This window comes from Pollutimonas thiosulfatoxidans (genome assembly GCF_004022565.1).
In the GTDB taxonomy this organism is placed as follows: domain Bacteria; phylum Pseudomonadota; class Gammaproteobacteria; order Burkholderiales; family Burkholderiaceae_B; genus Pusillimonas_D; species Pusillimonas_D thiosulfatoxidans.
In genome coordinates this window covers 468838-488412 of record NZ_CP022987.1, presented here as the reverse complement: position 1 = coordinate 488412, position 19575 = coordinate 468838, and the positions used below count along the sequence as shown (strand labels likewise).

General features: G+C 60.5%; 15 protein-coding genes. 6 read left to right on the top strand and 9 right to left on the bottom strand.

What is annotated here, in order from left to right; all coding sequences use genetic code 11:
- The first annotated feature begins 2 nt into the window (after positions 1–2).
- Positions 3–779, top strand: coding sequence for an N-acetylmuramoyl-L-alanine amidase (locus CKA81_RS02315; RefSeq protein WP_128353857.1), 777 nt, complete (start codon positions 3–5; stop codon positions 777–779).
- Positions 780–788: 9 nt separating this feature from the next.
- Here CKA81_RS02315 and CKA81_RS02310 read toward each other — a convergent pair whose 3' ends face one another.
- The 4 genes from CKA81_RS02310 to CKA81_RS02295 all read right to left on the bottom strand — a co-directional run bounded on the left by CKA81_RS02310 (position 789) and on the right by CKA81_RS02295 (position 4075).
- A complete protein-coding gene (locus CKA81_RS02310; protein ID WP_128353856.1) occupies positions 789–1397 on the bottom strand; it encodes a protein-methionine-sulfoxide reductase heme-binding subunit MsrQ in 609 nt (202 codons plus the stop codon).
- Positions 1398–2360, bottom strand: a complete 963-nt coding sequence (msrP, locus tag CKA81_RS02305; RefSeq protein ID WP_128353855.1) for a protein-methionine-sulfoxide reductase catalytic subunit MsrP — start codon at positions 2358–2360, stop codon at positions 1398–1400.
- Positions 2361–2456: 96 nt separating this feature from the next.
- A complete protein-coding gene (locus CKA81_RS02300) occupies positions 2457–3110 on the bottom strand; it encodes an HAD-IA family hydrolase (protein ID WP_128353854.1) in 654 nt (217 codons plus the stop codon).
- Positions 3107–4075, bottom strand: a complete 969-nt coding sequence (locus CKA81_RS02295; protein WP_164878322.1) for an RluA family pseudouridine synthase — start codon at positions 4073–4075, stop codon at positions 3107–3109. The genes CKA81_RS02300 and CKA81_RS02295 overlap by 4 nt, the downstream gene beginning before the upstream one ends.
- A 487-nt stretch (positions 4076–4562) precedes the next feature.
- On the opposite strand from CKA81_RS02295, the gene CKA81_RS02290 reads away from it, so the two are divergent.
- Both CKA81_RS02290 and CKA81_RS02285 read left to right on the top strand, forming a co-directional pair.
- The gene (locus CKA81_RS02290) at positions 4563–7547 is read left to right on the top strand and encodes an Rne/Rng family ribonuclease (protein WP_128353853.1); all 2985 of its coding nucleotides are present in this window, start codon (positions 4563–4565) and stop codon (positions 7545–7547) included.
- A 157-nt stretch (positions 7548–7704) separates the two neighbouring features.
- Complete coding sequence (locus CKA81_RS02285) at positions 7705–10395, top strand: autotransporter outer membrane beta-barrel domain-containing protein (protein ID WP_128353852.1); 2691 nt, start codon at positions 7705–7707, stop codon at positions 10393–10395.
- Between the two features lie 25 nt (positions 10396–10420).
- Here the strand turns inward: CKA81_RS02285 and accD are convergent, their stop codons facing one another.
- From accD to CKA81_RS02265, 4 genes are all read right to left on the bottom strand, one after another.
- The gene (accD, locus tag CKA81_RS02280; RefSeq protein ID WP_128353851.1) at positions 10421–11320 is read right to left on the bottom strand and encodes an acetyl-CoA carboxylase, carboxyltransferase subunit beta; all 900 of its coding nucleotides are present in this window, start codon (positions 11318–11320) and stop codon (positions 10421–10423) included.
- A 91-nt stretch (positions 11321–11411) separates the two neighbouring features.
- Entirely contained in the window at positions 11412–12257 is an 846-nt protein-coding gene (gene trpA, locus CKA81_RS02275; protein WP_128353850.1) for a tryptophan synthase subunit alpha, read from the bottom strand.
- A gap of 15 nt (positions 12258–12272) precedes the next feature.
- Entirely contained in the window at positions 12273–13472 is a 1200-nt protein-coding gene (trpB, locus tag CKA81_RS02270; RefSeq protein ID WP_128353849.1) for a tryptophan synthase subunit beta, read from the bottom strand.
- Between the two features lie 102 nt (positions 13473–13574).
- On the bottom strand, positions 13575–15857 hold the full coding sequence (locus tag CKA81_RS02265) for a RelA/SpoT family protein (protein WP_128353848.1): 2283 nt from the start codon (positions 15855–15857) through the stop codon (positions 13575–13577).
- Positions 15858–15905: 48 nt separating this feature from the next.
- On the opposite strand from CKA81_RS02265, the gene CKA81_RS02260 reads away from it, so the two are divergent.
- A complete protein-coding gene (locus tag CKA81_RS02260) occupies positions 15906–16418 on the top strand; it encodes a flavodoxin family protein (RefSeq protein ID WP_128353847.1) in 513 nt (170 codons plus the stop codon).
- A gap of 18 nt (positions 16419–16436) precedes the next feature.
- Here CKA81_RS02260 and pncB read toward each other — a convergent pair whose 3' ends face one another.
- Positions 16437–17612, bottom strand: a complete 1176-nt coding sequence (pncB, locus tag CKA81_RS02255; RefSeq protein WP_128353846.1) for a nicotinate phosphoribosyltransferase — start codon at positions 17610–17612, stop codon at positions 16437–16439.
- A 157-nt stretch (positions 17613–17769) separates the two neighbouring features.
- Here pncB and fdxA point away from each other — a divergent pair, with 157 nt between their 5' ends.
- Together fdxA and CKA81_RS02245 are read left to right on the top strand one after the other, a co-directional pair.
- Entirely contained in the window at positions 17770–18093 is a 324-nt protein-coding gene (fdxA, locus tag CKA81_RS02250) for a ferredoxin FdxA (RefSeq protein WP_128353845.1), read from the top strand.
- Between the two features lie 214 nt (positions 18094–18307).
- The gene (locus CKA81_RS02245) at positions 18308–19537 is read left to right on the top strand and encodes a polyhydroxyalkanoate depolymerase (RefSeq protein WP_128353844.1); all 1230 of its coding nucleotides are present in this window, start codon (positions 18308–18310) and stop codon (positions 19535–19537) included.
- The last annotated feature ends 38 nt before the right edge of the window (positions 19538–19575 follow it).

Sequence of the window (19575 nt, the reverse complement as noted above, 5' to 3'; positions counted from 1 at the left end):
ATATGCTGCAAAAACTGCTTGCCTGCGCCCTACTTGCTACGCTGACCGCCTGCGCGAGCTATTCTCCGGACAAGCTCGATATCGACCGCAGCATTCAGGCGACCAGCCAGAACAGCCGCGTCGAATACGTGGTTCTGCACTACACATCTGCCGGCAACGAAGCTTCCTTGAAGACATTGTCCGAGCGCAATGTCAGCAGCCACTACTTGGTCACTGACGAACCCAGGCCACATGTGTATCTGTTGGTCGATGAAAGCCGACGCGCCTGGCACGCGGGCGTCAGCGCCTGGTATGGACGCACAGATTTGAACAGCGCGTCCATCGGTATCGAGATCGTCAACCCGGGCTACGAAAACAATACCTGGGCACCCTACAACCCGACACAGATGCGCACCGTGGCGGCGCTACTGAAAGACATCATCAAAAGACACCAGATCAAAGCCTTCAATGTGGTGGGTCACAGCGACATTGCACCGCAACGCAAAATCGACCCAGGCCCGCTATTTCCATGGGAAGCCCTGGCGCGTCAGGGCATAGGACGCTGGTACGACCCAGAACTGGCGCGCCACCACGAGCTGGAGTTTTCGCGCACAGGGTTGCCCGATATAGCCTGGATACAGCGCGAATTGCAACGGGTGGGCTATACCGTGCCTGCCAGCAACAAGCTGGACAAGGCCACACGCAATGTCATCGCCGCTTTCCAGATGCACTACCGGCCTGAGTCTTACACCGGCCAACCCGACGCACAAACGCTGGGGATACTGAAAGCGCTGCCCTGACCGCCATCCTTAGCGGGGCCGACGCCAGTAGAAATAAACGCGTGCCAGCAACAAGATGGCCAGGGCCGCGCCATACATATAGGGGTCGAAGAAGTCGTTCTTGCCAGCGCGGACCAGCCAAAAATGCCACACCGACAAGGCGGCGATGGCATACACGCTGCGGTGCAATGTAGTCCAACGGCGGCCCAGCCGGCGTATCCAGCCGCGCGTCGATGTGAACGCCAGCGCCACCATGGGCACGAAGGCGACCATGCCTATCGTAATAAAAGTGCGCTGGACGACGTCGTCCCACATCGAGGCCAGGGACCACCCGCGTTCCCAGTAGGCCCAGCCCAACAGATGAAGCACGGTGTAGAAGAAGGCAAATAGCCCCAGCATGCGGCGCAACCTGACCAGGGCCGGCTGATCCAGTGCACGGCGTACCGGGGTAATGGCCAGGGTCGCGCCCAAAGCCACCAGTGCCCAAATGCCGGAAGAGCGTATCAGGAACTCCGCCGGATTGGCACTTAGCCCGTCCGAGAAGCCCAGCCAGAACCAACGCAGCAAGGGATACAGGCACAGCAAAAAAACCAGCGGCTTGTAGCGACCCACCTGGGCGGCCGTCCAGTGCGAGGCCATCTAGTAGTAACGAGCCAGGTCCATACCGGTATACAGGGACGCCACTTGCTCGGCATAGCCGTTAAACATACGCGTTTCGACCCGGGGCGCGAAGAAGCCATCGCCAATGCGTCTTTCGGTAGCCTGGCTCCAGCGCGGATGCGCGACGGTGGGATTGACGTTGGCATAAAAGCCGTACTCGTTGGGCGCGATGGCGGCCCAGCTGGTTTCGGGCATATGGTCAAGCACACGAATCTTTACCAGCGATTTGCCTGACTTGAAACCGTATTTCCATGGCACGGCCAGTCGAACCGGCGCGCCATTCTGATTCGGAAGAAGCTTGCCGTAGACGCCCAGCACCAGCATCGTCAGGGGGTGCATGGCTTCGTCCATGCGCAAGCCCTCGAGATACGGCCAGTCGATGATGCGCGAACGTAGGCCCGGCATGTTTTCGGGTTGGGTGGCCGTGACGAACTGGACAAATTTGGCGTTGCCGGTGGGTTCGGCGCGTTTCAGCAAATGGGAAAGCGCATAACCGTTCCAGGGAATGACCATGGACCAGGCTTCCACGCAGCGCAAGCGGTAAATGCGCTCCTCTATGGTGGCAAGCTTCAGGAGGTCGTCCAGGTCGATAGTGAAGGGTTTGGCCACTTCTCCTTCGATGGAGAGGGTCCAGGGCCTGGTCTGCATGCGGGCCGCATGGCTCAAGGGGTCAGTCTTGCCCGTGCCGAACTCGTAAAAGTTGTTGTACGAGGTAATGTCTTTTTCGGATGTTGGCTTGTCCGGCAAGCTATAAGCCGGGTTAAGCGTGGCAGGAAGCGCGCCCTCGACCTGCTCTGCCCGCAAGCCTTCATGCCACAGCGCACCACCTGCCATCGCCACGGCCCCCAGGCCCGCTTGCTGCAGCCACCGGCGCCGGGAACGCCACACGGTCTCGTCTGTAATCTGCGATGAGGGGATGGACGGCAGCTTTAGTCGCGACATAGTGGTTCCTTGGCGCCCACGGCGCAATATGCCTATAGGAGCGTGCGCAAGCGATAAAAGTTCCTTGCGATGCACGGCATACTGGTTTATACGCCTTTATACGCGCTCAAGCAGCCATCTTTGCATCTCGGGCACGCTGGAAACCATGACAGTGGGCTCGGCCTCGCGCAGCGTCGGCTGGTCATGAGCGCCGTAAGTGACGGCCATGCTGTCCACGCCCGCCGCTGTCGCCATCTGAATGTCATGAGAGGTATCGCCCACCATCAACACTTGTTCCGGCGCAAGGGTCAGCGCCTCCATGATCTCGAACAGCATGGCCGGGTGGGGCTTGCTGAAGGATTCGTCGGCGCAGCGGGTAATATGGAAATGCTCTTGCAACTGCATGGTTCCCAGCACCCGATCCAGCCCCACCCGGCTTTTACCGGTGGCCACGCCCAACGCAACATTGCGCTGCTTCAGGTCAACCAGTAAGGCCGGAATGCCATCAAACAGGCGGATTTCTGGATCGCGCAACATGAAATGGTGGCGGTACCGTTCGAGAAACTCTGGCATCTGGCCGGCAGTGAGATCCGGCACGCAGCGATACAAGGCCGTCTCGAGCGACAAGCCTATCACCCAACTAGCTTCATGGTCCGGCGGTATGGGCAAGCCGATGTCGGCACAGGCGCCCTGGATGGCAGTGACGATGGATCCCGTCGAGTCCATGACAGTGCCGTCCCAATCGAAAATGACGGCTGAATAACGTTTCAAGGATGTTGCTCCATATAGTCAAGTAGCTGCCGGCAGGCCGGCGGCAACGGTGCTGTGAAAACCAGCGCTGCGCCGGTCAGCGGATGCGGGATTTCAAGCCGGCAGGCATGCAGGAACATGCGCCGGAACCCCAGCCGCGCGAAACGATCCCGTATTTCGTCCGGACCGTATTTGTCGTCACCCACGATCGGATAGCCGCTGGAAGCCAGGTGCACCCGTATCTGGTGGGTACGGCCTGTGCGTAGCTCGGCGCCCAGCAAACTGTAACGGCCGTAGCGTTTTTCCAAAGTAATGATGGTGTGGGCAGCCTTGCCCTCGGCGTCAACCTTCACCCGGCGCTCGCCGGAAGCCGTCAGCCATTTCAGCAGGGGCTTGCGTATATGCTGTTTGTCGTTGACCCAGTCGCCCACCACCAGGGCTTGGTAGTGCTTGCGCCCGCCCCCCTCGCGCATCATGTCGTGCAAGCCCAGCAAGGCCTTGCGCCTCTTGGCAATCAGCAGCAAGCCGGAGGTCTCGCGATCCAGCCGATGGGCAAGTTCGAGCATGGGTGCGTCCGGCCGGGCCGCGCGCAACTGCTCGATAACCCCGAACGACACACCGCTGCCGCCATGCACAGCCACCCCCGCCGGCTTATCGACCACCAGGAGGGCGTCATCTTCGAAGACGATGGGGAATACCGCGGGCGGCACCGGTGGCGCCTGGTCGGGCCGCGGCAGGCGTAGTGGGGGAACCCGCAGCATGTCGCCTTCTTCCAGCCGGTATTCCGCACCTATGCGGCCCTTGTTTACCCGGACCTCGCCGCTGCGTATGGCCTTGTACAAATGACTTTTGGGTACCCCTTTGCACAGCCGCAGCAGGAAATTATCGATGCGCTGGCCCGCCTGTTCGGCACCAATCTCGACAAAACGCACGCTGGGAACAGGGTCTTTATTAATAAGAGGTTTGCGCATGGGGAAAAGCGGCATATAATCGCGTCAGCCTATAGAAGCTGAAAAACCGCCGAACGTAGAGATGCAATGGTGCGTCTCCGTTGGACGAACAAAGGCCATATTGTACTGCCTGGGTTTCAGCTTCTGGGTCATTAGGTCGCCGGGGCAAGCCCGATCTGGAAAATAGTTGTGTGGCGAACAGCCCGCTATTCACATATCACCTGCCAACCGCGTGCGACGCTGAATCTTTTGCAAAGTCTGTCTCGTTTAATGCACCAGTCGCGCTCTTACACTCGCGCCTGCCGTTCCCAGCAATTTTTTGTCAACCACTATAGTGAACCTGACCTCCCTGCTGACTGAACCACGCACCTACAGGTGCGAAGTGCCTCGCCGACACAAGGTGGGCACTGCCTGACTTCGTCAGCCGCGCGCCCACCAAGACCACTAAGATTTAGCGCCACACACCAATGACCCGCGGTCGTGCGCCGATTTACGGTGCGCCATGACTACGGAGAAACCCCTCATGAAACGGATGTTGTTCAATGCAACGCACCAAGAAGAACTGCGCGTTGCCATTGTCGACGGTCAAAAGCTTATCGACCTCGACATCGAAACCGCCGGGCGCGAACAGCGCAAAGGCAATATCTACAAAGGCGTAATTACCCGAATCGAACCTGGCCTGGAAGCATGCTTCGTCAGCTACGGCGAAGATCGCCACGGCTTTCTGCCCTTCAAGGAAGTGGCCCGAACTTACTTCAAGGAAGGCGTTGATGTTCGTGCGGCACGTATCCAGGACGCCCTGACCGAAGGCCAGGAACTGATCATTCAGGTGGAAAAGGAAGAGCGCGGCAATAAAGGCGCTGCCCTGACCACCTTTATTTCATTGGCCGGCCGCTATCTGGTCCTGATGCCCAATAACCCACGGGGCGGCGGTGTATCGCGCCGCGTCGAAGGTGAGGATCGCCAGGAACTGCGCGACACCATGGACCAGTTGGATATCCCGGCAGGCATGAGCATTATTGCCCGCACCGCGGGTATTGGCCGCAACGTCGAAGAGCTGCAGTGGGATCTTTCCTACTTGATGCAGCTTTGGAATGCGATTGACGGCGCTGCCCGCGAGAACCCGGCTCCCATCCTGATCTATCTGGAATCCAGCCTCGTAATCCGCGCAATCCGCGATTATTACTCGCCCGAAATCGGCGAAATCCTGATCGACACGGACGAAATCTACGAACAGGCCACCGCTTTCATGAGCGTGGTCATGCCGGACAACGTCCAGCGCGTCAAAATGTACCGCGACGACGTCCCGCTGTTTTCGCGCTTTCAAATCGAACACCAGATCGAGACCGCCTATTCCCGCACGGTGCAACTGCCGTCGGGCGGGTCTGTGGTCATTGACCACACCGAGGCCCTGGTCGCCATCGATGTGAACTCTGCGCGCTCGACACGAGGCGCCGACATCGAAGAAACCGCTATGCGGACCAACCTTGAAGCCGCAGACGAAGTTGCCCGTCAGTTGCGCCTGCGCGACTTGGGTGGCCTGATCGTCATCGATTTCATCGACATGGAAGAGGCCAAGAACCAGCGCGCCGTCGAACAGCGCCTGCGCGATGCTCTGCATTTCGACCGGGCTCGTGTCCAAATGGGCAAGATCTCGCGCTTCGGCCTCATGGAGCTGTCCCGTCAGCGCCTGCGCCCCGCCCTGAACGAAGGCTCGCACATCACCTGCCCGCGCTGTAACGGTACAGGCGTAGTCCGCGATGCCGAATCCAGCGCCTTGCAGGTGCTGCGACTGCTTCAGGAAGAAGCCATGAAGGAAGGCACCGCCTCCTTGCATGCCCAGGTCCCTGTGGACGTGGCGACCTTCCTGCTGAACGAGAAGCGCGGCGACATCGCCAAGATCGAGTCGCGCCTGAAGGTAAACCTTATTCTTATCCCCAACAAGAATCTGGAAACCCCGCACCACCACATCGAGCGCCTGCGCCACGACGATCCTCGCCTGGAAGAAATCAAAACCAGCTTCGAGCTCGTCACGCAACCCGAGTCGCAACTGACCTGGTCGCCCAACAAAGCACAGGACGCCGCCAAGAGCCGCCCCGAAGCGCTGGTCAAAAGCATTACGCCATCGCAGCCGGCGCCCGTGTCGTCCGTGCCCGCCGCCCGAGCCATTGCTGCCGCCACGGCGCAAGGCCCGGGCCTGTTCAAGCGCCTGCTCAACTGGCTAACTGGCGGCGATGCAGCCCCCGTGGCTGTCGAGCCCGCTAAAGAAACCGCCGGCCGTTCCTCGTCAGGTAACCGCTCCAAGGGCGGTCGCAGCGGCGACCGTCGCGAGCGCGGCCATGGCGACCGCAACAACCGCAATCGCCGTGGCGACCGCCGCCACGACACTGCCGAAGGCACAGCGGAAGACGCGACGCAAACTGCCGCAGCCCGAGGACGTCGCCCTGCCGGCACCCATGCCGCAGCCGAACCTGCGAACGCCACCCGAACGGCACACCCCCGCCACGCCGATGCCACCGCCGAGACCGACGAAGCCACCCCATCGAGCCGGGGCGGACGCAGCCGCCGCGGCCGTGGACGCAATCGTCGCGAGGAAGGGCAGACCGATACGGTTGAAGTCGATAGCAGCGTCGCCGTTGCAGCCGCCGTCGTCGCTACGGAAACCCTTGCAGCCGCCGATACCACGCAGGCCGACGCCAACGTGGCAGACAGCGATCTGATCACCGAGACCGGTGCAGAAGGAGATCAGCAGGATCCCGAGCGCAAACGGCGCCGTCGCCGTAGCCGTCGTGGCCGTCGCAGCGCGGAAGGCAGCACCGAAAACAGCACGGAAGAAAGCAGCAGCGATTCGGACGATAACGAAGCATTCGTGTCGCACGAAACTCCGGCTTTCAACCCGGGCGTACTGCCCACCATCGCCAGCGGCCAGGGTCAATTCCAGGAATCCCTCTCGGAAGCCGGCGAAGTCCGTGATACGCAAGCTGTGCAGGAAGGCAGACAAGAGGCACCAGCCCAGGTTGCTGCTGCGCCTATCGCCGAGCCAGTCGACCAGGTAGTCGAGTCAACCGCCGCTGAGCCGGTCGCGGTCGAAGCAGCCGGTACAGAACTGGTAGCGGTCGAAGAGCCTGTCGACGAAGCCGTGACCAGCCAAGCTGCCCCGGCCCAGCCGCCAGCCGATGAGCCGGCAGTCCTTGCACCAGCGTCTGTCGAACCGTCCGTGACTCCTGACACTGCGATCACAGCAAGCCCAGAGTCGGAAGTTCCGGCACAAGAGCCCGCTGCGGTGGAAGAAGTGGCAGCCGAGCAAGCACCCGTTGCAGCGTCGTCAGCAACCAACGGCAGCACCGCGCCGCTGGAAAGCGTCCTGGCCGCCGCCGGCATGGAACTTGTCGAAACGCGGTTCCCGGCTGCACCGGCTTCGAGCACCCCGCCAGTGAAACTCGGGCGTGGCCGCAAGCCGGCTCCCGTCGTCGCTGAAGAACCCTTACAGCAGGTAGAAACGCAGTAAGAAAATGGGGTCAGGTCTTGCAATCACGCATGCGTGATTGCAAGACCCCATAGAGAACCCAGCAGTCCAGAAAGCCCGAGCACTTCAGTGGTCGGGCTTTTTTATTGCCTGGAGCAAATTCCGTCGGGAAAATACGAGTTGTGACGACATGTAGCAAATGCTATATATGCGTGGCCTGACACGACACCGTCTGCCCTATGGTTCCTACCGTATCCCAGCGCCACTTACCGTTGTGCCTCAGCCTCCTGGTCTGCTCGGGGTGTCTGCGTATGGGCTACCGGCATTTGCTCAAACGTCTCCTTCTTGTGGGGCGACCTCTGGTGCGTATGTCAAGGCAGATCCCGACCCTTGCTCTCTGGACGACGGCAGCGACTTCGACAGCGTCATTGTTCAGGAAGGCGCGGTACAAGTGGCGCCGAGCACATCCGTCGGCAGTGGATCTTTCACCGTATCTGATGTCGGCGCTGTAGGCGCGGGAATGGTCTCGGTCGACGGCAATGGCGCAATCCTGGACATCAGAAATGAACTCGTAATCGGCTCCCACCAGGACGGCGTTCTCAGCATCGATGCTGGTGCTCTGCTCCGCAGCGGCTCTGCAGTAGTCGGCAAAGGTGCTGTCAGTGCCGCAGTGGCCGCAATCAACGGGGCTGAGTCGCGCTGGCTTAACCGCGGCACCCTGGAAGTTGGACAGTATGGCGTAGGTACGGTCAACATTATGGAAGGGCAGCTCTTCACTGGATCGCTGTCTATCGGTGCGACCGGAACGGTCATTGTGGGTAAGGGCGGCGGGCTCGACTCCACCCGGGGAATTCACGTTGGCGCAGATGGCCAACTTAATATCGGAGGCCTCCTGGGGGCCTCACTACCGGCGGGCACTGTTAGCGCTCCTTATATCCAACTCGATGGAGACGCCCAGCTTTGGTTCAACCATACCGACATCCAGTACGTGTTCGGTGTCCCGATACAAGGTGACGGCGTTGTTACCTTGACTAGCGGCACAACCATTTTCACCGCTGACAGCCATTTCGCAGGCACCACGATTGTGGCGTCCGGAGCGACGCTGCAGCTTGGAAACGGCGGGAATGCCGGATGGATTTCAGGAGAAGTCGCAAGTGACGGTACGGTAGTATTTGATCGGTCGGATGACATCACGTTAACGAATCCTAACTTTATTAGCACAACCGTTATCAAAAATGGTCGAGGGGCCGTCAGGATTCCGGAATCGTCGCTGGTGATCATGCTTGATACACAAATCAACGAAGGCCGCATGATCGTCAACGGTGAGCTCCTTGGAGACGCCACAGTCAACAGCGGCGGCACACTTTCTGGAATAGGCACTGTAACCTCCGCGCGTATCAATGCGGGCGGGACCCTTGCTCCAGGCGACCCGATAGGTACGATCAATATTTGCTGCACCATCGACTTCGAGCCGGGGGCTTTCCTGGATATCGATGTTGATACAAGGTCCGGGCTTGCCGATCAGGTTACAGTCGTCGGTCCAGCGAATCTGAACGGTACGGTTAGACTTCTTCTACATGGCAACGGCAACCTTTACATGGGCCATCATGTAATCCTCCTCTCTGAGGATGACGTCATCAGCGGGCAATTCCAGGCTTTGGATTCACCCTATATCTTCCTGAACACGAGCCTGGACTACACCAGCCAAGAAGTCTTCCTGAACATTGCCCGCAATGCCCGCCCGTTTTCCGCCGTAGCCCGCACGCCCAACCAGCGCAGTGTCGCCGGCGCGCTGGCCAGCTTGCCGGACAGCAGCCCCCTTTACCAATCCATGCTACGGCTAACCGACGAACAACTAGCACCCCAGCTCTTGAACTCACTATCCGGCGAAGTGCATGCCAGCAGCCAGTCTGCTCTATTCGCGTCGTCCCAGTACGCCAGCACCCTGCCGCTGCGTCACTTGCGCAGCAACCTGAACGCCGGCTGGATGCCGGGCGGGCTTTTGGCATCGGCTGGACCGCACATGCCGGCAGGCGCCATGCCGCAACACGCTTCCTTGCCCTTATGGGCCGACGTAGTCGCCAACCGTCAAACGCGCCATGGCAACGACAACGTCGGTTCAACAGTGCAAACTACAAGCGGCGTCTTTGTCGGAGGCGATGTGCCAGTGGGCGCCAACTGGCGGCTCGGTGGTGCCGTAGGCTACACCCATAGCCGCAGCCACGTCGACGACCGTGGCAATGCCAGCGCCACCAGCGACGCCGCCAGCGTGGCGCTATATGCAGGCCGCAACTTCAAATCCGCTGCGGGAACGCTGCAAACCCTACTGGGCGCAGCCTATACCACTGCCCAGGTCAGCACCACCCGCCATGCAAGCGTCCACGGCGATACACAGCGTCTTAGGGCTGACTATCGGGCAAGCGCCATGCAGACGTTCGGAGAACTCGGCTTCGCGATGCCCGCGGGCAGCGGCACCCTGGCGCCCTTTGCCGGACTATCCGCCACCTGGCTGCGCACACCGGCATTCAGTGAAAGTGGCGGCACGGCTGCCTTGCACAGTTCCGGCTCGCGCAGCAGCATCGTCAGCACCACCCTGGGCCTGCGCGGCGCCCTGCCCTTGCGCCTCAACCAGACAGAAGCCCAACTGCACGGCAGCGTGGCCTGGAGGCATTCGACGGGCGACCTCACGCCGACGACAAGCCTCGCCTTCAGTCAGGGGGATTCGTTTGCGGTACGAGGAATTCCCGTCGCCCGCAACGCGGCGCTGGTCAGCGCAGGGCTAAGTATGCGTCTCAGCCGCCACGCTGCACTGAACCTGGCCTACGAGGGCGACCTGGCAAGCGGCGCCGCCGAACACGGCGGCCGCGTGAGCCTTAGCTGGCGGTTCTAAGTGGAAAGCTGGATGACCTAAGGACCTAAGCTTTGACGGGCAGGTCGGCGCCGGCAGCAGCCACCACGTCCATGGGCTGGCGCGTCAGCAAAGCCAAAAGATGGGCCAGTTCGACGCGCATTTCGCGGCGGTCTATGACCATATCGATGGCGCCTTTCTCTTGCAGGAACTCCGAACGCTGAAAGCCTTCCGGAAGCTTTTCGCGCACGGTTTGCTCGATGACGCGAGGGCCCGCAAAGCCGATCAAGGCCCTGGGTTCGGCAATCACCACGTCGCCCATAAAGGCGAAGCTGGCTGATACGCCACCCATGGTCGGATCGGTCAGGATGCTGATAAACGGCAAGCCGGCAGCCGACAGGCGAGTAAGCATGGCATTGGTCTTGGCCATTTGCATCAGCGACAGCAAGCTTTCCTGCATGCGTGCGCCACCCGAGGCTGCCACGCAAATAAAGGGGGTGCGGTTGGTGATGGCATCTTGCACGCCACGCGCAAAACGCTCGCCCACCACCGAGCCCATCGATCCGCCCATGAACTCAAATTCGAAACAGGCCAGCACCACGGGTACCGCAAGGATGCGTCCGCTCATTACCACCATGGCTTCACTTTCGCCGGTCTGCTTGGTGGCTTCAGCCACCCGCTCGGGATAGCGACGGCTATCCTTGAACTTCAGCGGATCCATGGGGCGCGTATGCTGCCCGATCTCGACACGCCCTTCGGGGTCGAGCAAGGCTTCAATGCGCGCCCGTGCGCCTATGCGCATATGGTGGCTGCACTTGGGACAAACGTTAAGCGTCGCCTTCAAATCCTCTTTGTACAGCACCGATTCGCACGATGGGCACTTGACCCACACCCCTTCGGGAACGCGACGTGCGCCATCATTGCTGCGGTTGATGCGCGGAGGCAGTATTTTTTCGATCCAGCTCATTATTTGTTCCTGATCATTGCCCGATCAGCCGTCGGGCCTGTTCTGATTTCTGTACTGCGCGTTGCCGCGCGGAAGTTTCCGGGGCTGTTTGTCAGGCCTCGTCCAGTGCGGCGCGGATACCGCCCAGCCAGCTTGCGGCGGCCTCGATGGCGGCGGCGTCCGTCGCTGCGGCATCCAGGCCTTTTTGCTGCGCATCGGCCACGGCCTCTTCCATGGTTTCTATCAATTTGCTGCCAATAACCACGGCGTCGGCACATTCGGCCAAACGTTTCGCGCTGGCGGCGTCGCGTATGCCAAAGCCTACACCCACCGGCACCGCAACATGGCGCCGTATCTCGGCAAGGCGTCGGGCTACGTCCGCGGTATCGATGTTGCCGGCACCTGTCACGCCCTTGAGCGAAACATAATACACATATCCTCGGGCCACCTGGGCCACTTTTCGTATGCGCTCTTCAGTGGAGGTGGGAGCCAACAAGAAAATGGGATCGATGGATTGTTCGCCCAACTGAGCTGCGAAATCGACGATTTCTTCGGGCGTGTAGTCCACGACCAGGATGCCGTCCACGCCGGCCCTGCCGGCCCGTTCGGCGAACTGGCGCTGACCCATACGCTCCACCGGATTGGCGTATCCCATGAGAACGACGGGTGTCGTGTCGTTCTGTCGACGGAATTCGGCAACCATATCCAGCACCACACTGAGGCTGACGCCACGCGCAATGGCCCGATCGCCGGCGCGCTGGATGACCGGACCGTCCGCCATAGGGTCGGAAAACGGTACGCCCAGCTCGATGACATCGGCGCCTGCCTTGACCAGCTCGTGCATCAACTTGGGCGTAGCGGCAACGGACGGGTCACCCGAAGTAATGTAAGGAATAAGCGCCGTGCGACCGGCGCAGCGGGCAAAAGCGGCGGTAAGCCGCGGGTTGGAAACCGTCATTTGTTCACCTTGTTCTTACAGACTGATGCCGCTGAAGTCCGCGACGGTGTGCATATCCTTATCGCCCCGTCCCGATAGATTGACCAGAATGATCTTGTCTTTGGCCAGTGTGGGGGCAAGCTTGGCGGCGTGCGCAATCGCGTGGGACGACTCGAGCGCGGGCATGATGCCTTCGGTACGGCAGCACTCATGGAAGGCGGCCAGCGCCTCTTGATCGGTAATGCAGGCGTATTCGGCCCGGCCAATATCTTTAAGCCAGGCATGCTCGGGACCCACGCCCGGGTAATCCAGGCCGGCGGAGATCGAATGTGTTTCGATGACTTGGCCGTTCTCGTCCTGCATCACATAAGTGCGATTGCCATGAAGCACCCCTACTGCGCCGACATTCAGTGAGGCGGCATGCCGGCCCGTTTCCAGACCATCGCCTGCGGCCTCGACCCCGACCAGCCTCACGTTCTCGTTGTCGATATAGGGATGAAATATACCCATGGCGTTCGAGCCGCCACCGACCGACGCCACGATGTAATCGGGCTGCCGTCCCGCGTCGACGGGCATCTGCTCCTTGCATTCCTTGCCGATCACCGATTGGAAGTCGCGCACCAGCGAGGGATAGGGGTGAGGGCCGGCTACCGTTCCAATAATATAGAAGGTGTTTTCAACGTTGGTGACCCAATCGCGCATGGCCTCGTTAAGGGCGTCCTTAAGCGTGCGCGAGCCGGAGTTGACCGGGACGACCGTAGCGCCCAGCAGCTTCATGCGGTACACATTGGATGCCTGACGGCGGACGTCCTCGCTGCCCATGTAGACCACGCATTCCAGCCCATAGCGCGCGGCAACAGTGGCCGTGGCTACGCCATGCTGGCCGGCGCCCGTCTCGGCAATGATGCGGGGCTTGCCCATGCGGCGGGCCAGCAGAATCTGCCCTATGCAGTTGTTGATCTTGTGCGCGCCCGTATGGTTGAGGTCTTCGCGCTTGAACCAGATTTGCGCGCCGCCCAACTTTTCAGACCACCGCCGGGCATGATAGACCGGACTGGGCCGACCCACGAAGTGCTTGAGCTCGTAGTGGAATTCAGCCAGGAAGTCGGGATCAGCGCGGTATTTTTCGTAGGCGGCTTTCAGTTCATCCAGGGCGTGTACCAGGGTTTCGGCAACGAAGGAACCGCCGTATTGGCCGAAGTGCCCCTGCGGGTCGGGCATGTTGTAGGGTATCAAAGCATTACTCTCTGGTTAGGCAAGCCTATGCGACGCGGCCGGTGACAGCCACGTCTGCGTCTGCCGACATTTTAACAGCGTGGCGGGCCAGGGCGTTTGGCATCAATGGCGGCTGGCGCTGACGCCCGCCAGCTCGTTCAGGGCTGCCAGCGCTCGCGCGATCTGGTCCCCACTCTTGACTTCGATGGTCACGACCAGATGCGCCAACGAGCGCCGACTATGGGTATTGATGGAAACGACATTCAGCCGCTGCTTGGCGAAGATCTCCGACAAGTCGCGCAAGAGCGTCGGACTTTGCTGGGCATGAATACTGATATCAACCGGGTAGAGCGCTTCGCCGGTATCACCCCAGTCCACGGGAATAAGCCGCTCGGGATGGCGCCGCGCCAGGGCGGCATACGAGGGGCAGTCGCTGCGATGTATCGACACACCTCGGCCTCGGGTAACGAAGCCGGAAATCACGTCGGGCGGCGCCGGCCTGCAGCAACGGGCCAACTGCGTCAGCAGTGCATCAACGCCCACCACCAGCACGCCGCTCTTGCCGGTACGCCCGACGTTACTGACACCACTGGCATAGACACGACCCTCGATTTCGGCCCCGACCTGCTCCGGCTCAGTGGCCTTGGGCTTGGCGCCGGCCAACACGTAATCGATCTGGCGCAGGCTGAACTCTTCCTTGGCAACGGCAACGTACAGGTCTTCGGCCTTGGCAAAGTTCAGTTGCTGCGCCAGCCACTCCAGGTTGACGGCCGTCTTGCCCAGGCGCTGCAGCTCTTTCTCGACCAGAGCCTGGCCCTGCGATATACGTTGCTGCAGCTCAATAGCGTTGAACCATGCCCTTACCTTCGCGCGTGAACGCGGGCTGGCCAAATAGCCCAGCTGAGGGTTCAACCAGTCGCGCGAGGGCCCCCCCGACTTGGCGGCAATGATCTCCACCGTCTGGCCCGTAGTCAGGCGGGTAAGCAAGGGGACCATCTGCCCGTCCACCCGCGCCCCCCGGCAGCGGTGCCCCAGGTCAGTGTGCAGGTAATAGGCGAAATCCACAGGGGTAGCGCCCGCTGGCAACTCGATGACACGCGCCTGAGGCGTCATGACATAAATACGCTCGCTGGCGGTATCTCGGGGGCCAACCGCCGGTCCACTTTCTGGTATGCCGGCTGGCGCGGGCTCGGCCTTGCCGGAGGCGCCCGACGTGCCGTCGCGCTCCCAGGCCAGCAACTGCCGCATCCAGGCGATCTTCTGATCGTAGCCGCTGGCGGCGGCCACCTGACCACCCCGGGCCCCGGCCTCTTTATAGCGCCAGTGCGCCGCCATACCGTATTCGGCAAACTGATGCATCTCGTCCGTGCGGACCTGCAACTCGAATGTGCGGCCCTGCTCGTCCGTAACCACGGTATGCAAGGAGCGATAGCCATTGGGCTTGGGCCGCGAAATATAGTCGTCGAACTCTTCGGGCAGCGGGGTCCATAAGGAATGTGCCAGGGCCAATACCGCATAGCAGGCCCGTTCGTCCTTCACAATTACGCGCAAGGCGCGCAAATCGTAGAGCTCGCTGAAATCAATATCCTTGATCCGCATCTTGTTCCAGATGCTGTATATGTGCTTGGGTCGCCCCGTCACCTCGGCGCTGATGCCGGCATCCGCCAGGGCAGTCTGCAAGGTATCGACCGTCGAGCGGATAAAGGCTTCGCGCTCCACGCGCTTTTCCTCCAACTGCCGCGCAATTGCCTTGTAGGTATCCGGATGCAGGAAGCGAAAGGCCAGGTCTTCCATTTCCCATTTCAGTTGCCAGATGCCCAGACGGTTGGCCAAGGGCGTATAAAGCTGCATGGTTTCGCGGGCAAAATCCGGGGGGCAGGAAATTTTGGAACCGGCATACCAGCGCAAGGATTGCAGACGCGACGCCAGCCGCATCACCACGATGCGCAAATCGGCGGCCATGGCCAGCAGCATCTTGCGCTGCATTTCCTTCTGGTCCGTACCGCCCGTCGTCGTCTCCGTGGCCTGACCGGCAAGCTTGCCCAGCCGCAATAGCGCACGCGTGCCCTGCACCAAGGTAAGAACGTCCTGCCCGAACTCCTTGCGCAGGCGCTCTGTTTGCGCTGCCCCGGGCGCCGAGGCATCCGTGGGCAATACGGCCAGCAGCGCGCTGGCCCGGGTTTCAGCGTCGGTACCCAACTCTGCAAGTGTGCAAGCGACAGCTGCGCAATGCGCATCCAGCGGTTCACCTGTCGAGGCGACCAGTCCGCTCAGTGCCGGCTGCACCCATACGGCAGCGCGGCGCAGGATGTCCTGCCCCGTTGCGTCCAGGTCTTTGCCGGCCCGGGCGAACCAGGCGGCATCAAATTGGGCCGTGTCGGATTGCGGTGAGTCTTTGGTGGGCATGACAACTCTATACTACCGTGTCTGGCAGCACCATGGTCGCAAAGCACGATGACTTCCACGCAAAAAACAATACTGATCGTATGGCACTCGCGCACTGGCGCCGCGCGGCAACTGGCGCAAGCAGCCGAGGACGGCGCCCGCCGCATTGCAGCCGAGCTCCATACCCTCGAAGCGCTGCGTCTCATCGTCAAGAAAGCGGATGCGGTCGCGCCGGAGGATCTATTGGCGGCGGATGGCTATTTGTTTTGTGCGCCGGAAAACCTCGCAGCCTTGAGCGGCGCGATGAAAGAGTTCTTCGATAGCAACTATTACGCCGTGCTCGACCAGCTTAATGGACGGCCCTACGGCTTGTTGATCAGCGCAGGATCCGATGGCACCGCGGCTGCACGGCAGGCGGAGCGCATCTGTACAGGCTGGCGCCTCGTGCCCATTGCGCCCACGCTGATCGCCAACGTTGCCGCCCAAACGACCGAAGCGATCCTGGCGCCGAAGCAGATTTCCAACGAGCATCGCAAGGCAGCCGACACCATGGGCAGCACCTTGGCCGCGCTGCTGCTGTAGCCTCAAGACGCGCCAGATTCAGGCAGGGGGCAGCTCGAAGACCTGGCGCAGGTAGGCCAGATAAGCGGGATCGTCGCACATGGTTTTCTCGGGCGCATCAGACACCTTGGCCACCGGTTGCCCATTGCACCGAACCATCTTCATGACAATCTGCAAGGGCTCGTGGCCCAGGTCATTGGTGAGATTGGTGCCTATCCCGAACGACACCTTGCATCGGCCCGCAAAGCGCTTGGCCAGCTCTATGGCCCGGGGAAACGTCAGCGCGTCTGAAAAAACCAGCGTCTTGGTACGCGGATCGGCGCGATTGGCCGCATAGTGCGCCAGCAGACGTTCGCCCCAGACGAAAGGGTCGCCGGAGTCGTGTCGGGCGCCGTCAAATAGCTTGCAGAAATACATGTCGAAGTCACGCAAGAAAGCATCCATGCCGTAGACATCAGACAAGGCTATGCCCAGGTCACCGCGGTACTCTTTGGCCCAAACTTCCAGGGCATAGACTTGGGAATCCCGCAAGCGCGGCCCCAGTGCCTGGCAAGCTTGCAGATACTCATGGCCCATGGTGCCCAAGGGCGTCACGTTGTGCTTCATCGCCAGCTTGACGTTGCTGGTGCCGGCAAAATGAGCGCCCATTTGCGCCTTCATGGTTACGACCACTTCTTCGTGCCATATCTTGGAGAAGCGGCGCCGCGTACCATACTCAGCCACCCGAAAATCGGCCAGCGCGGGGTCGTCAACGACCAATCGCATCTTCTTTTGCAGGCGCTTGCGCCCTTCTTCCCAGCCCGGCTCGGTGCAGACATTACGGAAATAGACTTCGTTAACGATGGCAAGGACGGGGATCTCGAACAGAATGGTGTGCAGCCACGGCCCGCGCACGGTGATGTCGATTTCGCCTGGCACGGCAGACTCAGTAACTTTGATGCACTTCTCGGGCATATGAAACAGCCCAAGAAAGTCGACGAAATCGCTCTTCATGAAGCGCAGTCCGCGCAAATACTGAAGTTCGGATTCGGAGAAACGAAGCTGGCACAGTTCGTGGATTTCGGCGCGTATTTCGTCCAGGAAGCGCGCCAGATTGATATTAGGCGTACGGCACTTGTATCGGTATTCGACCTGCGCGGCAGGGAAATGATGCAGTACGACTTGCATCATGGTGAACTTGTACAGATCGGTATCGAGTAACGAGGTGATTATCATCGCAGTGCATCAGGAATTTTCCTTACCATAGCACACGGCGGAGCACTTTCATTGGTCCTTGAAAGCCGCAATGGATAACCAGCTTCGGCGACAGGTCAATTGGGGCTTACCTGCGTTTAATGGTTAAAATCAGGCCAATTGATGTTGGAGTCTTGTAATGACACACGTGGTCACCGAAAACTGTATCAAATGCAAATTCACGGATTGCGTCGATGTATGCCCCGTGGATTGCTTCCGCGAGGGAGCCAACTTCCTGGTCATCGACCCGGACGAATGCATAGACTGCGCAGTTTGCGTGCCCGAATGCCCCGCGAATGCCATCTTCGCGGAAGAGGACGTCCCCCAGGATCAGGTGCAGTTTATTGCCCTTAACGCCGAACTCTCCCCCGAGTTCGGCATGATTAATCGATCCAAGAAACCGCTGCCCGACGCGGACGACTGGAACGGCATCCCCGACAAGCTGCCGCATTTGCAGCGCTAGCGGCATTTGCACAACAGTCCAATCTCGGCTCTCCCTAGGTAAGCCGCCCGGCCCGCTGCGGCGGGCCGCCAAATTGCTGGCATTTCCCGCGAATCTGTGATTAGCTTATGCGATGCACGAGTGTAAACGCTTTGTTACATGGCGTTGCGCTGGTGTTCGGAGCTTGGGCGTTTTGCCTCGTCCCGAACAAGAAATACACAAAGGGAATACCTACATGTTGTACGACCTGCACGAGCTTCAAAGGTCTTTCCTGACACCTTTGGCCGCATTCACCGACACGGGATCGCAGCTATTCTCGCACCCGTTCAGCCCATTGGCCTACACGCCGATGTCACGCCAGATTGCCGCCAGCTACGAACTTATCCATAGGCTGGGCAAAGAGTACGAAAAGCCTGAATGGGGGCTGGACGACACCGACATCGACGGCACCCGCGTAGCGGTTGGCAGCCAGGTCGAGCTGGCGCGCCCCTTCTGTAATTTGCTGCATTTCCAACGCGATGCCCAAGCTGCGGCCATCAAGGACGATCCGCGCGTGCTGCTGGTAGCGCCCCTATCGGGCCACCACGCCACGCTGCTGCGAGATACCGTTCGCGCCTTGCTGCCTCATCATGACGTCTACGTCACCGACTGGCTGGACGCCCGCATGGTTCCTGCGAAAGAAGGGGCTTTCCATCTGAATGATTACGTGCGTTATGTGCAAGAGTTCGTTCGCCACCTTGGGCCGGACGTGCATGTGATCTCGGTCTGCCAGCCTACCGTGCCCGTGTTGGCCGCACTGGCCTTGATGGCCGCCAATAAAGAGCGCTGTCTGCCGCGAAGCATGACCATGATGGGCGGCCCAATCGATACGCGCAAGTCGCCCACCCAGGTCAATCGGCTGGCAACCACCAAGCCTTATGCCTGGTTCGCCGACAACCTCATACATCCGGTCCCCGCGCGTTACCCAGGCGCTGGCCGCAAGGTCTATCCGGGTTTTCTTCAGCATGCGGGCTTTGTCACCATGAACCCCGATCGCCACCTGCAGTCGCACTACGACTTCTATCGCGACCTCCTGAAAGGCGACAACGACGACGCCGCCGCGCATCGCCGCTTCTACGACGAATACAACGCGGTGCTGGACATGCCCGCCGAGTTCTATCTGGACACCATCAAGATGGTGTTTCAGGAACATCAGTTACCGCTCGGACTGTGGCAAGTGGACGGGCAAACCGTCGATCCGAGTGCCATCAAGAGCATAGCGTTGTTGACCATAGAGGGCGAGCTGGACGACATTTCGGGCCAAGGGCAGACACGCGCGGCTCACGATTTGTGCAGCGGCATCCCGCCGGCGCGCAAAAGGCATTACACGGCCCCGAACTGCGGCCACTATGGCATATTCTCGGGCCGGCGCTGGCGCGAAACGATATGTCCTAAAATAGCCGGATTCATACGCGAGGCCGCGTAAGGCGCCCGCCTGTTGCACTGTGCCGGGCGCCCTTGCGG

Bases quoted from the DNA above. Each gene is read 5' to 3' on its own strand.
- CKA81_RS02285 (WP_128353852.1), top strand. From the start codon at position 7,705: ATGCTATATATGCGTGGCCTGACACGACACCGTCTGCCCTATGGTTCC.
- CKA81_RS02315 (WP_128353857.1), top strand. From the start codon at position 3: ATGCTGCAAAAACTGCTTGCCTGCGCCCTACTTGCTACGCTGACCGCC.
- pncB (WP_128353846.1), bottom strand. From the start codon at position 17,612: ATGATAATCACCTCGTTACTCGATACCGATCTGTACAAGTTCACCATG.
- CKA81_RS02310 (WP_128353856.1), bottom strand. From the start codon at position 1,397: ATGGCCTCGCACTGGACGGCCGCCCAGGTGGGTCGCTACAAGCCGCTG.
- CKA81_RS02260 (WP_128353847.1), top strand. From the start codon at position 15,906: ATGACTTCCACGCAAAAAACAATACTGATCGTATGGCACTCGCGCACT.
- CKA81_RS02295 (WP_164878322.1), bottom strand. From the start codon at position 4,075: ATGCCGCTTTTCCCCATGCGCAAACCTCTTATTAATAAAGACCCTGTT.
- trpA (WP_128353850.1), bottom strand. From the start codon at position 12,257: ATGACGGTTTCCAACCCGCGGCTTACCGCCGCTTTTGCCCGCTGCGCC.
- CKA81_RS02245 (WP_128353844.1), top strand. From the start codon at position 18,308: ATGTTGTACGACCTGCACGAGCTTCAAAGGTCTTTCCTGACACCTTTG.
- msrP (WP_128353855.1), bottom strand. From the start codon at position 2,360: ATGTCGCGACTAAAGCTGCCGTCCATCCCCTCATCGCAGATTACAGAC.
- CKA81_RS02290 (WP_128353853.1), top strand. From the start codon at position 4,563: ATGAAACGGATGTTGTTCAATGCAACGCACCAAGAAGAACTGCGCGTT.
- CKA81_RS02265 (WP_128353848.1), bottom strand. From the start codon at position 15,857: ATGCCCACCAAAGACTCACCGCAATCCGACACGGCCCAATTTGATGCC.
- accD (WP_128353851.1), bottom strand. From the start codon at position 11,320: ATGAGCTGGATCGAAAAAATACTGCCTCCGCGCATCAACCGCAGCAAT.
- fdxA (WP_128353845.1), top strand. From the start codon at position 17,770: ATGACACACGTGGTCACCGAAAACTGTATCAAATGCAAATTCACGGAT.